Annotated in this window: 14 protein-coding genes; 6 read left to right on the top strand and 8 right to left on the bottom strand. The window is 55.8% G+C overall.

Going from position 1 to position 13,264, the window contains the following annotated elements; translation table 11 throughout:
* Positions 1-96: 96 nt before the first annotated feature.
* The 4 genes from U8U68_RS12575 to U8U68_RS12560 all read left to right on the top strand — a co-directional run bounded on the left by U8U68_RS12575 (position 97) and on the right by U8U68_RS12560 (position 4,251).
* On the top strand, positions 97-330 hold the full coding sequence (locus U8U68_RS12575; RefSeq protein WP_322201313.1) for a helix-turn-helix domain-containing protein: 234 nt from the start codon (positions 97-99) through the stop codon (positions 328-330).
* A 158-nt stretch (positions 331-488) separates the two neighbouring features.
* Positions 489-1,436 (top strand): hypothetical protein, encoded by a 948-nt coding sequence (locus tag U8U68_RS12570; protein WP_322201311.1) that lies wholly within the window; start codon positions 489-491, stop codon positions 1,434-1,436.
* A 143-nt stretch (positions 1,437-1,579) separates the two neighbouring features.
* The gene (locus tag U8U68_RS12565) at positions 1,580-2,482 is read left to right on the top strand and encodes a glycerophosphodiester phosphodiesterase family protein (RefSeq protein ID WP_322201309.1); all 903 of its coding nucleotides are present in this window, start codon (positions 1,580-1,582) and stop codon (positions 2,480-2,482) included.
* A 371-nt stretch (positions 2,483-2,853) separates the two neighbouring features.
* Positions 2,854-4,251, top strand: coding sequence for a hypothetical protein (locus tag U8U68_RS12560; RefSeq protein WP_322201307.1), 1,398 nt, complete (start codon positions 2,854-2,856; stop codon positions 4,249-4,251).
* Positions 4,252-4,311: 60 nt separating this feature from the next.
* On the opposite strand, the gene U8U68_RS12555 is transcribed toward U8U68_RS12560, so the two are convergent.
* From U8U68_RS12555 to U8U68_RS12535, 5 genes are all read right to left on the bottom strand, one after another.
* Positions 4,312-4,467: a rubredoxin gene (locus tag U8U68_RS12555; protein WP_322201305.1), complete on the bottom strand. Its 156-nt coding sequence runs from the start codon at positions 4,465-4,467 to the stop codon at positions 4,312-4,314.
* Between the two features lie 11 nt (positions 4,468-4,478).
* Positions 4,479-4,712: a hypothetical protein gene (locus U8U68_RS12550; protein ID WP_322201303.1), complete on the bottom strand. Its 234-nt coding sequence runs from the start codon at positions 4,710-4,712 to the stop codon at positions 4,479-4,481.
* A gap of 12 nt (positions 4,713-4,724) precedes the next feature.
* A complete protein-coding gene (locus U8U68_RS12545; protein ID WP_322201301.1) occupies positions 4,725-5,267 on the bottom strand; it encodes an NADH peroxidase in 543 nt (180 codons plus the stop codon).
* Between the two features lie 135 nt (positions 5,268-5,402).
* On the bottom strand, positions 5,403-5,879 hold the full coding sequence (locus tag U8U68_RS12540) for a GNAT family N-acetyltransferase (protein ID WP_322201299.1): 477 nt from the start codon (positions 5,877-5,879) through the stop codon (positions 5,403-5,405).
* Entirely contained in the window at positions 5,854-6,279 is a 426-nt protein-coding gene (locus tag U8U68_RS12535) for a Fur family transcriptional regulator (protein ID WP_322201297.1), read from the bottom strand. The genes U8U68_RS12540 and U8U68_RS12535 overlap by 26 nt, the downstream gene beginning before the upstream one ends.
* Positions 6,280-6,744: 465 nt before the next feature.
* Between U8U68_RS12535 and asnB the strand changes: the two genes are divergently transcribed.
* Positions 6,745-8,598, top strand: a complete 1,854-nt coding sequence (gene asnB / locus U8U68_RS12530) for an asparagine synthase (glutamine-hydrolyzing) (RefSeq protein WP_322201295.1) — start codon at positions 6,745-6,747, stop codon at positions 8,596-8,598.
* Between the two features lie 133 nt (positions 8,599-8,731).
* Here asnB and U8U68_RS12525 read toward each other — a convergent pair whose 3' ends face one another.
* The 3 genes from U8U68_RS12525 to U8U68_RS12515 are packed head-to-tail and all read right to left on the bottom strand — an operon-like array spanning position 8,732 to position 12,383.
* Complete coding sequence (locus U8U68_RS12525; RefSeq protein ID WP_322201293.1) at positions 8,732-9,829, bottom strand: Ger(x)C family spore germination protein; 1,098 nt, start codon at positions 9,827-9,829, stop codon at positions 8,732-8,734.
* Positions 9,830-10,915, bottom strand: coding sequence for a GerAB/ArcD/ProY family transporter (locus U8U68_RS12520; protein WP_322201291.1), 1,086 nt, complete (start codon positions 10,913-10,915; stop codon positions 9,830-9,832). It lies immediately after the preceding gene.
* Between the two features lie 13 nt (positions 10,916-10,928).
* On the bottom strand, positions 10,929-12,383 hold the full coding sequence (locus U8U68_RS12515; RefSeq protein WP_322201289.1) for a spore germination protein: 1,455 nt from the start codon (positions 12,381-12,383) through the stop codon (positions 10,929-10,931).
* Positions 12,384-12,506: 123 nt separating this feature from the next.
* On the opposite strand from U8U68_RS12515, the gene U8U68_RS12510 reads away from it, so the two are divergent.
* Entirely contained in the window at positions 12,507-13,184 is a 678-nt protein-coding gene (locus U8U68_RS12510) for a DUF421 domain-containing protein (RefSeq protein ID WP_322201287.1), read from the top strand.
* Positions 13,185-13,264: the final 80 nt, after the last annotated feature.

The raw sequence follows: 13,264 nt of genomic DNA, 5'->3' as shown, positions 1-13,264 counted from the left end.
TGAATGAGTCAATATAACAAAACGTTTTACGTATACTGAATTTTGAGGAAAAATAGATTGAAAAAAGAGCCTAGAGGAGCAAAAGGAGAAACACCCATGTACAGAAGGATTCGTGATTTGAGAGAGGACCGGGACCTACAGCAGATTGACCTGGCCACCTATCTAAACTGCACCCAGGCCTGCTACTCTAACTATGAGCTGGGCAAGCGGGACATCCCCACCGAGGTGCTCATCCAGCTGAGCGCCTACTACCGCACCAGCGTGGACTATCTGCTGGGGCTGACGGACCAGTCTGCGCCCTATCCCCGAAAGAAAAGAGATGAGGGGTAAAAAAATTCCACTTTTCCCCAAAATTATTCACTTAATTCTTTTGGGGAATCAAACTCAGGTTATATGTACTATAATATGTTTAGTCATTAAAAATCACAGTAGGAGGTGAAGTTTTTTCTTGTCCGTTATCAACCTATACTCTGGAAAGGAGGATCTTTATGAAGAAAGCACTTTTTGCCCTGTGTACCGCTTTCCTGGCGGCTGCGCTGGCTATTTCGGCTTCGGCGGCCTCAAATGATGGTCTCCAGAATAGCACGGAACCGCAGGTTACAGTCGAGGAAACGACCACAATGGAAATCGACCTCGATGATCCAAACTGCATGGAAATGGCGGCTGTTCTTAGCAGAGCTCCTCAAAACCTGTCTCTTGACGAACAGGTAGAGTGGATGCGCCAAACTTATCTGGATGCTGGGTTTGAGGACCACTCTCCCGATGTGACTGTTTGCGCACAATCTGATAATGTGTCAGAAGAAACCCGGAAGCTCGCCTACATGGATATCGAACAGGCTGACGAAGAACTAAAGGCCAAAATATTGGCGGCACGAAAAAAAATCATCTACAGCTACGATTGGCGTAACGATGATTTTATTGCCATGCGCGTGGATATTGCCGCAAATGTGATTGAAATTCCACCGAAGTTCAGCGACTTGTTTCCTGGCTGGGAAATTCCTGTGGACGAGTCCCTCATCATTGATTCGATACCAGATGAATCCAATGTTGAGGAAGAGACTTTAACGGCCGATAATGATATACAACCTCTTAACGCTCCGATAGAACGCACCTATTACAATGTACCAATTCATCCCAATAATCCCAACCATAACGCAGTGCCTTTTACTACAGTGACCGCTCCCCGAAACCTTCGGTCCATCATTCTGTGCTGGGTTCCCGAATTACCTTCTGGAACCACAAGCTATAATGTAGGATATACAGACGGGCTGAATGGACAAGATATTGCCCATGGTAGAAACTATACAGATAGAGACGTTCCTATTCAAGCATCTATTCCAGTCCGCTCCTACAATACGCCCGTTGGCTGTCGCCTTAGTACAAACTCACGGTCATGCAATACCACTGTAAAAACTAGACACACAATTGTCACATAAGCTCACTGGAGAAAGCCCCGCCCCCGTGGCGGGCCTTTCTCTTTATGAAAACTTTTTTCAAAAATTTCGCCCCCGCTCTTGCAAAATCCCGTCCCTTGCGGTATGATAGGTTCTATCAATTATACTGTGGATTGGGTGGTATCATGTTCATTTTGCTTCTGGTTCTTGCGGCGCTGCTGGTTCTTTGGCTGTGGCTTATCGCCCCCCAGCTGTGGGGCAGGCCCAGCTTTGCCCCCTTCCACCGGTTCGACTACGCCCATCGAGGCCTGCACAACATTGAGAACAGTGTGCCCGAAAACTCTATGAAGGGCTTTTTGCTGGCCGAGCTGGCCGGCTTTGGCATGGAGTTCGACCTGCAACTCACCCAGGACAACCAAGTTGTGGTACACCACGACCCCACCCTAAAGCGCAGCTGTGGCGTTCCTGTAGCCATCGCGGACCTTACCTGGGACCAGCTGAAGCAGTACCGGCTCTTCGGCACCCAGGAACCCATCCCTCTGTTTCGGGAGGTACTGGCGGGGCTTTCAGGCCAAACGCCGTTGATTATCGAGCTAAAGGGCTACAACGATCCCGCCCGGCTCTGCTCTTTGGTCATGAAAGAGCTGGAGGGCTACCAGGGCCTGTACTGTATCGAGTCTTTCGACCCCCGCATTGTGCGGTGGTTCCGGGTAAACCGTCCAGATGTGGTCCGGGGACAGCTGATGGGCCGCTTCCGCAAGGGGGATGACGGCATGACCGCCGCCCAGGCCTTTTTCGGCCGCAACCTAATGACCAACTGGTACACCCGCCCCAACTTTGAGGCCTACGACCTGCACAACCGGGACATCCCCGCCATACGGGCTGTGCGGGGGGTATTCCGGATGCAGGAGGTCAGCTGGACCATCCGCACCGAAGAGGAGTACCGGCAGATGAAAGCTTTGGGCAACCTGTGCATCTTCGAGCACATCCTGCCCGCGGGTGTAGAAGGGCCCCAGCCCAAAACCTATCAGGAGCTGCTGGACGCGGCAGTGTGCGTGATCGCAAAAAAGACCAACACGGCGAAATGACCCGCGCTGTTAAGGCAATGCCGCACAAAGATTGCGCGTAAGTTGCGCAGCCAATTTTTTTCGTCAAAGGTATACAAGAGTTGGCGAAGCCAACTCTTTGGCAAGCGAAAGCTATGCGATATGATGGAAAAAGTGCAGGCAAATCCCATGCAAAGTCTTTGTTGCGGTATTGCCTTGAATCTCCCCCGGCGGATCTTGGGGAGATTTTTTTATACCCCAATATGGTCATAGAAATCATATCGCGCCAACCAATTATAAAGGAAATATTGACAAATTCTTCCAAAGATACTACAATATACAGTGGCAGTTTTGACGAGCAGGCTTGTCTCGCTCCCCAAACAAAAATATAATTGAGAGGATGATGAAACATCATGAAAAAACTGCTTGCCCTGCTTCTTGCAGCCATTATGGTCCTGTCCGTATGTCCTGTGGCTTTTGCCGAGGATGCCCCCGACGACGGCGCGCCCGCGCCCGGTTCACCGCCCACCCTGGCCGAGCAGCAAAAGGCCGCCGAGCTGCTGGCCTTTAACAACCTGATGAACGGCACCGGCTATGACGAGGATGGCAATCCCATCTTTAATCTGGAAGCGCCCTTAAGCCGCGTAGACGCCACCGTGATGCTGGTGCGCCTGCTGGGTAAAGTGAACGAGGCCAACGCTTTCACTGGCACGGCCCCCTTCACCGACGAGATTCCCAACTACGGCAAAAAGGCCGTGGCCTACGCCTATAGCCAGAAGCTGGTCAAGGGCGTTTCCACCACTCGCTTTGACGCCAAGTCCCTGGTCACCCCCGCCCAGTTCTGCACTATGGTGCTGCGGGCCATGGGCTACAAGGACGGCGAGGACTTTAACTGGCGCACCGCCTGGAAAAAGACCGACGAGCTGGGCATTAGCCAGGGCATCAACGAAACCGCCAGCACCTTTACCCGGGGCTACATGGCCGTCATCTCCGTAGCCGCACTGGAGACCCCCGTAAAGGACAGCGAGCAGACCCTGGCCCACGTGGCAGGCATTATTCTGCGTGAGCCCGAACCCACCGAGACTCCTGACCCCACCGCAACGCCGGATCCCTCTGAAAAGCCCAGTGAGACTCCTGACCCCACCGTAACGCCGGATCCCTCTGAAAAGCCCACCGAGACTCCTGACCCCACCGTAACGCCGGATCCCTCTGAAAAGCCCAATGAGACTCCTGACCCCACCGTAACGCCGGATCCCTCTGAAAAGCCCAGTGAGACTCCCGAGCCCACCGAGACGCCCGAGCCCACACCGGAGCCCTCTACTCCTGTCATAAACCACATCCAAGGTATTGCCACCGAGCTTGAAAAGAATGGTACTAAGGATGATGACGGCAACTACTATGAAACTGCGCAGTTGCCGAATATCACTGTTGAAATAGGTTATGTACCTGCGGAACACGAAGTCTATTTTAGCATTATCCAAAATCACGAGGAAGACGATGAGAAATACACCTATTCTTCTATCATGTCTTTCCACACTTCTGGTAATCTAAAAACCGCTCCTCCTGTCATTTGGGAGTATGAAAACGGCACAAAGAGCACGACGGTTGTGCCTGTCAAGATGGTCATGTCCGAATATGCCAAAGACACGAAACTGGAGTTGAAATACGCTGATAATGAGTCCGCTGTAGATGCTGAAGCTACAGAAATCTATAACGCTATTCTTCAGGACTTTATGGCTTATTGGGACTCCGTTCTAAACTATTTCTATGAGATTGGTCTAGCCGACCTGGGCTTCACCAGCTACAAGTAAATCAAGAAACTGCCAAAATAAAAGGACCGGGAACTCTCCCGGCCCTTTTTTATGCTGTTTTTACGCTTTTTCAAACGCGTCCTTGCCCAGCCCACAGGTGGGGCACACCCAGTCCTCGGGCACGTCCTCCCAGGGGGTGCCGGGGGCTATGCCGTTATCCGGGTCACCCACAGCCGGGTCATACTCATAACCACAGGGGCATACATACTTGTCCATAATCCGTTACCTCACTTGTTTTTTCCGAAGAGCCCGCCCAGCAGGTCCCCGGCCAGGTCTCCAGCCTTGTCCAGACCCATCTTCGCCTTTACGCCCTCGGCCAGCTGTTTCAGCTGTTCCTCTGGCAGGTCCACGCCCAAAAGCTCCTCCAGGGTGGCAATTGGCTCCTTGAAAAATCTGGCCTGAAGGTCTTTATCTTCCTTCAGCCGCCCGGCCAGCTCTTCTATCTTTTTCTTGATGTCCATACTGGCCCCGCGTTACTTAAAGTAGCGCTCCAGCAGGCCCTTAAAGGCTTTTCCGTGGCGGGCCTCGTCCCGGGCCATCTCATGCACTGTGTCATGGATAGCGTCCAAGCCCTGCTCCTTGGCCATCTTGGCAATGTCCATCTTGCCGGCAGTAGCGCCGTTTTCGGCCTCAACACGCATTTCCAGGTTCTTCTTGGTGCTGTCGGTGACCACCTCGCCCAGCAGCTCGGCAAACTTGGCCGCATGCTCGGCCTCTTCATAGGCAGCCTTTTCCCAGTATAGGCCAATCTCGGGATAGCCCTCGCGATGGGCTACCCGGGCCATTGCCAGGTACATGCCCACCTCTGTGCACTCGCCCTGGAAGTTCGCCCGCAGGCCTTCCAGAATTTTCTCGTCCACGCCCTTGGCCACGCCTACCACGTGCTCGGCGGCCCAGGTCATGTCAGCGCCCTGCACCTTGAACTTCTCGCCGGAAACGCCGCACTGGGGGCACTTTTCGGGGGGCGTATCGCCCTCGTGCACATAGCCGCAAACGGGACAAACAAACTTCTTCATAGTAATCATTCCTCCTAAATTTTGATTGATAGTTAATGCGCTTGGCGTTTACTATCTATACAAAGGGTCCTGCTTCCGGCCTTTGGCAGGCGCGGGGCCCATTGCCGCAAATAATTCTTTGTGGGGCAATTGGCTTTACAGCTTTCGCACAGCCACCACTTCTTCCCCACACATCTGGCCGTTTTCTTGAAAGCCAAATTTGTGGTACAAAGCCCGCGCCGCCACGTTTTCCGGCTCATAGCTAAGCCAAACCGTCTCCGCCGGGCCCAGAGGTCTTGTACGGAGATAGTCCAGGCTGGCCTCCAGGGCTGCCTTTCCCAGGCCTTTGCCCTGGTGCTTTTGGTCCACCATGAACCGCCACAGGCAGTAGCTGCCCTTGGCCACCGGCGGGTCATCCAAATCGCCCAGGCTCCCATAGCCAAACATTACAAAGCCCACGGGCTGGTCCCCCTCACACAGAGCAAAGGCCTGGGCACAATAGTCATTAGACACCGCCACATAGGCCTCGGCCAGACTAGCCCCATTAGGGGCCACAAAGCCCCGCTGGTTCTCCCGAACAGACATAGAGACAACCGCGTCCACATTGTCAAAGGTGATCTTCCTTAGTTCCATCCTGTTTCTCCCTTTCCACACACTGGGGGCACAGCCCGGTAAAGGTAACGCTGGCTCCGCTAACCCGGCAGCCCGTCTCGTTGGAAACCGCCGCCAGCTCCTCTTCCCCTGGCATTTCCCGGGGAATATCCACCACCGCCCCACACCCAGCGCAAACCAAGTGGGCGTGTGGTGAAATGTCGCCGTCAAAGCGCTCATGTCCCCCCACCACCCCCAGACTTACCACCTGGCCGCTTTCGCAGAAGCGACCCAGATTGCGGTACACAGTGCCCAGGCTAAGGTCCGGGTACCGGGGCTTTAGCTGGCGGTAGATCCACTCCGCACTGGGGTGGTTCCGTGCCTCTTGCAGGGCCCGCAAAATGGCGGCCCGCTTCCGGCTGAAATTCTCCCGCTTTTCCAACAGCCTTCCCCCTTGTTTGTCCACGCCCCTGGAGGGCGGCTGGCCTCTATCTTACAAAATAGGGGCGTCACAGTTTAAACGAATTCAAGATAAGCAGCTTATATAGGACCCAAAGCAAGCAAATGCCCCCGCCAAAGGCCTGATAAGCCCAAACAAAAGTCTCTTCACACCCTTGCCCGCTGAACCGAGACAGCCACCGGGCTATAACTATGAATGATACTATAAATCATATCCGCTTAGGGAAAACCAGCGCCTTGCATAACAAAAGAAAGTTGCTTCGCCCTTCAGGGCTTCTCCCTAGGTTTATGAGAACCCATTATACCACAGTTTCCAAAATTTGTAAAGTGAGAATCGTTATTATTTTTAAAAAGTTCACACCCTCTCCATAGTGAGGAAACCCTTGGCCCTTTCCACATATAATAGAAAAGCGCAAATGAATACTTCGTTTAGAAAGGGTCTGGTTTTATGTGTGGATTTGCTGGTTTCAGCGACTACGATGATAATCTATTAGACGAAAAATACCTGTGGATGGCTCTAGCCCGGCGCATGGCCCGTCGTCTAAGCCACCGGGGGCCCGACAGCCAGGGGGCCCATGTTAGCGGCCACTGCGCCCTGGCCCACATGCGCTTGGCTGTAATCGATCCTCAAAACGGGGCCCAGCCCATGACCGCCCAGCGGGAGGGCCAGGAGTATACCATTGCCTATAACGGCGAGCTGTACAACGCCGCCGAGCTTCGAGCCGACCTGGAGGCAAAGGGCTGTACCTTTTACACCCACTGTGATACCGAAGTAGTACTCAACGCCTACATCATCTATGGCGAGGATTGTCCAGAAAAGCTGAACGGTATTTTCGCTTTTGCCGTGGACGACACCCGCCGGCAGCGTACCTTCCTGTGCCGGGACCGCTTTGGGGTAAAGCCCCTGTTCTATACTTTCCAGGGGGACCGGCTGGCTTTCAGCTCGGAGATCAAGGGCCTGTTCGAATTTCCCGGGGTCAACCCCGTGCTGGACCGCCAGGGCCTGTGCGAGGTCTTTGGCTTGGGACCCGCCCGCACCCCGGGCTGCGGGGTGTTTAAGGATATCCACGAGCTGAAGCCCGGCCACTGGGCTGTGTTCGGCCGGGAGGGGTTTACGCAGCAAAAATACTTTGATCTGACCGCCGCCCCCCACACCGAGACATACCAAGAGACTGTGAACGCCCTGCGGGATCTGCTGATGGACACCGTGGACCGGCAGCTGGCCGCCGACGTGCCCCTGTGCACCTTTCTCTCTGGGGGGCTGGACTCCAGCGTGGTAACAGCCATTGCCGCAAAACTTCTAAAAGAGCGGGGCCAGGGGCTTTCTACCTATTCCTTTGAGTTTGAGGGTAACGAAGAATTCTTCACCCCCAGCTCCTTTCAGCCAGACCGGGACCAGGCTTGGGCCGAAAAGGTCAGCGGGCTGCTGGACACCCACCACACCACCCTGCTGTGCAGCAACGACCAGCTGGCCGATTCCCTCTTCGAGGGGGTCATTGCCAAGGACCTTCCGGGCATGGCGGACATTGACGGCTCCCTTCTGCACTTCTGCCGCCAGGTAAAGCAGAACCATGTGGTGGCCCTGTGCGGCGAGTGTGCCGACGAGATCTTCGGCGGCTACCCCTGGTTCCACCGGCGGGAAATGTTCGACGGTACCCACTTTCCCTGGAGCAACAACCTGGACGTGCGCCAGTCCCTTTTGGACCCAGAGCTGCAAGAACAGCTGGGCATGGAGGAATACGTGGGCAAGCGTTTGGACGAGACGTTGCGGGCTGTGCCCACCCTGCCGGGAGAACCCCCGGAGCAGCGGCGGATGCGGGAGATCAGCTACCTGAACATGCGGTGGTTCATGGCCACCCTGCTGGACCGCAAAGACCGGTGCAGCATGTGGAGCGGCCTGGAAGTACGGGTGCCCTATTGCGACCACCGCATTGCCCAGTACGTATATAACGTGCCCTGGGAGTTTAAGTGCCCGGGCGGAGTACCAAAAGGCCTGCTGCGGGACGCCGCCCAGGGTCTGCTGCCAAGGGAGGTCCTCCAGCGGAAAAAGAGCCCCTACCCCAAAACCCACAATCCTGGCTATGAAGCTATCCTAAAACAACGGCTTACCTATATTTTACGGGACAGCCTACAGCCCATCCATAAGATTCTGTCCAAGGAGGCGGTACAGGGCCTTTTAGGCCAGAGCTTCGACTACGGCAAGCCCTGGTTTGGCCAGCTGATGGCTGGCCCCCAAATGCTGGCGTACCTGATTCAGATCAACTACTGGCTGCTGCACTACAACATCTATATCGAGGTATAGTTAACAGGAATACGCAAGCCCCTGTTATCTTTCATAAGAAAAAGCACTCCTGGGCCCCAGCTGTACCAAAGCCCTCTCTGTATGCTAAGCTCTCCGCACGGAGTAAGGCTCCCACGGCGCCCAGGATGGCTTTTTACGCCACTCCATTCAGATTTTCCTGCTCCATCCGCCGCACTTTGAATTCTACCCGAACCTCACAGGTCAGTTCTGGGTCCGGCCACTGGCGAATATCCCGCCATTGTTCCGGCTGTTCCCGGTACATCTGTCTTCCCAGGCCGAAAATATCGCATCCGTCCCGCAGCAGGGCTTGGTCCAGGGCTCCGCGGATCTCCTCTTCCAGCTTCTGGGCGACCTCTTTTTCCAGATTAGCGTAAAATTCCCCCTCACTCCCTTGGGCCTCCACTGCCGCGCTGACGTCCGCATCCGCCTCTATTATAATGGAAAAAGCCGGCGGGTGGGCGGCGGTCTCTTTGATCTCGCTTTTCACGCTGCGCAGGCTCAGGGTGGCCCGGGCCGGGCCCTCCAGGGCCAGCTCGCCCTTATCCAACCGGCCAGTGGCCGCCAAAAATCCCCGGGTCTGCTCTGGCGTGAGCAGACCCTTTATTTTGTACCCCTCAAAGTAGGCGGTGCCCGCCACCCGGGCTCCGTTGTCTGTGGCCTCCAGTACAGGCAGTACCGGCGACATGCCCTGGCCCTTTACACCATTGACAAAGTCCAAAATTTCCACGTCCACGGTCATGCCATTATACTGTCCGCCGCTGCCCAGAGCTTCGATTTCAGACATTCTTAGCAGCTTGCCCTCTTGCTGTACGGAGAGTACCTCCTCTGCTGTACCCGCCGCTAAAAACATTTTCACCGCGGGCCGGGTGTTGTAATAACGTACAAAAAAGTCCAGGCAGTCGTCCAGGCCCCGGCGGGCGCAATCCATCCCGAACACCACCAAATAATTGTGGGAATAAAAGGGCTCTCGGCCAGTCTCCAAAGACAGGGACGAAAGAGCCTCCAACACTGTGGAGCCCCGGCAGGTAAACAACTCTTCCCCCTCATCCTCTGCCGAGACCGATGAACGTACTGTTACCTGGTACTCCCGGCCGGTCCAGTCCACGCCAATGCCATGGATAATCACTCGCTCGTAGAGCTCCGGGTACCCGCAGCCAGAAAACAGCAGGGGCAGGGTCCCTATCAACAGAACAGAAATAATTTTTTTCAGACGCCGTTTTTCTTGTTTCATCTACCCGCCCCCTTTCTTCCTCTGGAAACATCCCGCTAGCCACACCAGCAGGGGCGGAACGGCCCCCACCGCCCCTGTGCACAGGGCCAGCAGCCAGGTATTCATCAGCACCCGCTGTACAGGCCGCAGGCCCGCCCCCAACATAGCCAGCGCCAGTACGGCCCCTGCTGTGGCCCACAGGGCCCACCGGCTTCGGGCCTTGTTTCCTCTCCAAAGAGCCCAAAAGCACACCCGGCAGGCATATAGGTCCCAAGCCAGCTTTACCACCAGGCCCATCATCCATACCCCGGTGAATACCGCATCCAGCCGCTGTAGAGAGCGCACTTGGGTGAGAGAGGCCAGCACGTACACCGGAAAGTTTTGAGTATAGGCGTAACGCCCCAGGCATCCCGCGGTTAGCAAAATGGTAATCCCCACAAACAGCACCGTGCCGGCCATCCAGCCGGCAAAGCCCCGGGCCCTTTTCCCCCGCACCTGGGGCAGCAGTACGGCCATATCCGCAAAAATAGAGGCCCGGGCCAAAAACAACCCCACGCTGTGCACCGTTTGACCCAGCCCCTGGTAGAAAAGGGGTTCCAGGTTCTCTGGGTCAAAGCGCCAGGCCACCAGGCCAAACACCAGCCCGCAGCCCAGCACCACCGCCGCAAACACGCAGGTCGCGCTTCTGCCCACAGTTTCCAGCCCCCGCAGGGCTCCAAACAGGGCCACCCCCACCAGGGCTACCCCCACCAGCCAGGCGGAAAATCCCGGATTAACCGTATCCATCAAAAAAATCAGGAATAGGGCCAGGGTAGAGCTTCCCGCCAGTACAAAGTATCCCACATAGCAAAGGGGCACCACCCAGCCTACTGGTCCCAGACGCTTCATGGCCAGCTCCGGCACACCGCCCTCTCTGCTCTCTCCAAGAGCCAAGCCAATGGGCAGGGCAATAAGCACCCCCAGGGCCATGGCCGCCACACAGGAAACCAGGCTTTCCAGCAGGTTTTCCCCACCTGTGTAGCGGCTGTTCAGGGCCAGGGTGACCACTGACCCTGACACGAACATGGCTATAAAAAACTGCCCCGCACTGATATTTGTCCGCTTCATGGCGCTCTCCTTTCTATTCTCCCGTTTCCCGGCTGCCAGGCATATCCTGTACCCGGGCCTTTCCTTTGGCCAGCCGCTTCCAGCCAGCCCGAACAAACACATCTCGAAAAGCTAGCCGGCTGTTATAAGGCGCGGCCGGGGCCAGCAGTGGAACCCCAAAGCTTTGGGTACCGCACAAGTCCATGACCAAAAGCACCAGGCCCAACATTACACCCCATACCCCCAAAAATCCCCCCGCTAGCAGAAATCCCAGCCGCAGCAGGGCCAGGGGCTCGTACAGCCTGGGCACCGCATAGCCCGCAATGGCCGTAAGGGCTACCACCAACAGAGACGAGGCGCTGACCAGCCCCGCGGACACCGCCGTATCTCCCAAGACTAGGCCCCCCACAATGCTTACCGTGGCCGAAAGGGACCGGGGCGCCCGCAGGCCCGCCTCTCTCAGCACCTCGTAGAGAAAGTACAACAGCAAGGTCTCCGCCATCACCGGAAAGGGGGTCTTTGCTTCGCTCTCGGCAATTTTCAGCAGCAGCGCCTCGGGCAGCATTTCCGGGTGGTGGGTGGCAATAGCCACGTACAGCCCTGGCAGAAAGGCCCCCAAAAAGAAAGAGGCATATTTCAACCAGCGGATGAATGTGCCATAAAAGGGCCGGGACAAGTAATCGTCCAGGGTCTGGAAGTTCTCCACAAACAGGAACGGCACCAGGATTACGCTGGGCGTACCTTCCATTAGAATAGCCACCCGGCCCTCTTCAATCTTGCCGCAGACCACGTCAGGGCGCTCGGTCATGCCCACCCCGCTGAACACCCCGCCCTGGTTTAAAAAGCTCACCAAATATCCAGCCCCCAGGGCGGTGTCCAGGTCAAAGGTCTTTAAGCGGCGGCGCACCTCCGCCAAAATCTCTGGGCTGGCCACTCCCTCTAGATAGCAGATGGCCAAAGGGGTATGGCTCTTTTCCCCCACCTGGGCCTGTTCAAATTTTAGAGAGGTGGTTTTCATCCGCCTGCGGATCAGAGAGATATTGTTCTGGTAGCTCTCGGTAAATCCGTCTTTGGCCCCTCGCTGCATCACCTCATTCTGGGGCTCGTCGGGGCCCCGGCTCTCGAAGCCCTGCACCCCAAACACCAGAGCCTCTCCACAGCCCTCCAAACACAGCACCGCGAAGCCGCTCATAAGCAGGAAAAGGATCTGCTCCATCCGGCTCTCCCGCTTTTGCTCCATAGAGCCCAGCACCCCGCTCTCAATAGCGGATAGCAGCGCGTCGCCCTGGCCCGAAAGATTTTCGGCCTTCATCAGGGGATTCAAAACGCTTAGGGTGATAATCTGCTTGCTCACCAGCCCGTCCAGCCCAAACAGCGCCGCCGGTGTGCCGGAAACCTGTAGCTCCCGCATCATAAAGTCCATGGCGTTTTTAAACCGCTCTTGCAAATACTGCTTGTTCTCCTCAAGTTTAACCGATATTTTCTCCACAGAATCCCCCCAAACCATGAGATACATCCTCTATATTTGCCACAAGCCGGGAAAATATGCGGATAAAATCCCTCCCTTTGCGAGATACTATAGACAACATCAAAATGGAAATAAGGGGGCCCTATGGTAACATCTCTTTTGCGGACCATCATTATGTACGCCGCCATTCTCATTAGTGTCCGCCTGATGGGTAAACGGCAGATCAGCCAGCTGCAAACTTCCGAGCTGGTCGTTACCCTACTGATCTCCGAGCTGGCGGTCATGCCCATCCAGCAACACGACGAACCCCTGTGGAACGGCCTGGTGCCCATGCTGGTACTGGTGGTCTGTGAGATCGTGGTGGCCATTCTCATGCTGAAAAGCGGAAAGTTCCGGCAAGTAGTGTGCGGCAGCCCCATGGTAGTCATCAAAAACGGGCGAGTGCTGCAAGACCAAATGCGCCGCCTGCGCATGAGCACTGAGGACCTATTTGAAGAGCTGCGCCTGGCCGGAAACTTCGCCCTGGAGGACGTGGCCTATGCCATTGTAGAGACCAACGGCAAGCTAAGCGTGCTAAAAAAGTCTCCTGCCAGCCCACTGACCCCCAAGCAAGCCGGGGTAAAGGCTCCTGCCGAAGCCCTGGAGGTGGTCGTGATCAGCGACGGGAAGATTTCCCAAAACTCCCTGAAGCTCTGCGGCCACACCCCGTCCTGGCTGCTGGAGCAGCTAAAGGACCAGGGCGCCCAGCTGGAGGATGTATTTATTATGACCGCCCGTACAGACGGAAAGCAGCAGATTATCCGCAAGGAGAAGCGCAAATGAAAGAGTGCTAACCAAGCCCAGCGCCCCCAAAGATATTGAACGACCCTACGGTCCAGGCTGATTGCCCACATCTGGTACAA

This window comes from Acutalibacter intestini, assembly GCF_034334985.1.
Taxonomy (GTDB): Bacteria; Bacillota; Clostridia; order Oscillospirales; family Acutalibacteraceae; genus Acutalibacter; species Acutalibacter intestini.
Note: the sequence above shows the minus strand (reverse complement) of the source record. Positions and strands in the feature narration are given on the sequence as shown.

Bases quoted from the DNA above. Each gene is read 5' to 3' on its own strand.
- U8U68_RS12525 (WP_322201293.1), bottom strand. From the start codon at position 9,829: ATGAAACAAGAAAAACGGCGTCTGAAAAAAATTATTTCTGTTCTGTTG.
- U8U68_RS12550 (WP_322201303.1), bottom strand. From the start codon at position 4,712: ATGGACATCAAGAAAAAGATAGAAGAGCTGGCCGGGCGGCTGAAGGAA.
- U8U68_RS12545 (WP_322201301.1), bottom strand. From the start codon at position 5,267: ATGAAGAAGTTTGTTTGTCCCGTTTGCGGCTATGTGCACGAGGGCGAT.
- U8U68_RS12510 (WP_322201287.1), top strand. From the start codon at position 12,507: ATGGTAACATCTCTTTTGCGGACCATCATTATGTACGCCGCCATTCTC.
- U8U68_RS12540 (WP_322201299.1), bottom strand. From the start codon at position 5,879: ATGGAACTAAGGAAGATCACCTTTGACAATGTGGACGCGGTTGTCTCT.
- U8U68_RS12560 (WP_322201307.1), top strand. From the start codon at position 2,854: ATGAAAAAACTGCTTGCCCTGCTTCTTGCAGCCATTATGGTCCTGTCC.
- U8U68_RS12575 (WP_322201313.1), top strand. From the start codon at position 97: ATGTACAGAAGGATTCGTGATTTGAGAGAGGACCGGGACCTACAGCAG.
- U8U68_RS12570 (WP_322201311.1), top strand. From the start codon at position 489: ATGAAGAAAGCACTTTTTGCCCTGTGTACCGCTTTCCTGGCGGCTGCG.
- U8U68_RS12565 (WP_322201309.1), top strand. From the start codon at position 1,580: ATGTTCATTTTGCTTCTGGTTCTTGCGGCGCTGCTGGTTCTTTGGCTG.
- U8U68_RS12520 (WP_322201291.1), bottom strand. From the start codon at position 10,915: ATGAAGCGGACAAATATCAGTGCGGGGCAGTTTTTTATAGCCATGTTC.
- asnB (WP_322201295.1), top strand. From the start codon at position 6,745: ATGTGTGGATTTGCTGGTTTCAGCGACTACGATGATAATCTATTAGAC.
- U8U68_RS12555 (WP_322201305.1), bottom strand. From the start codon at position 4,467: ATGGACAAGTATGTATGCCCCTGTGGTTATGAGTATGACCCGGCTGTG.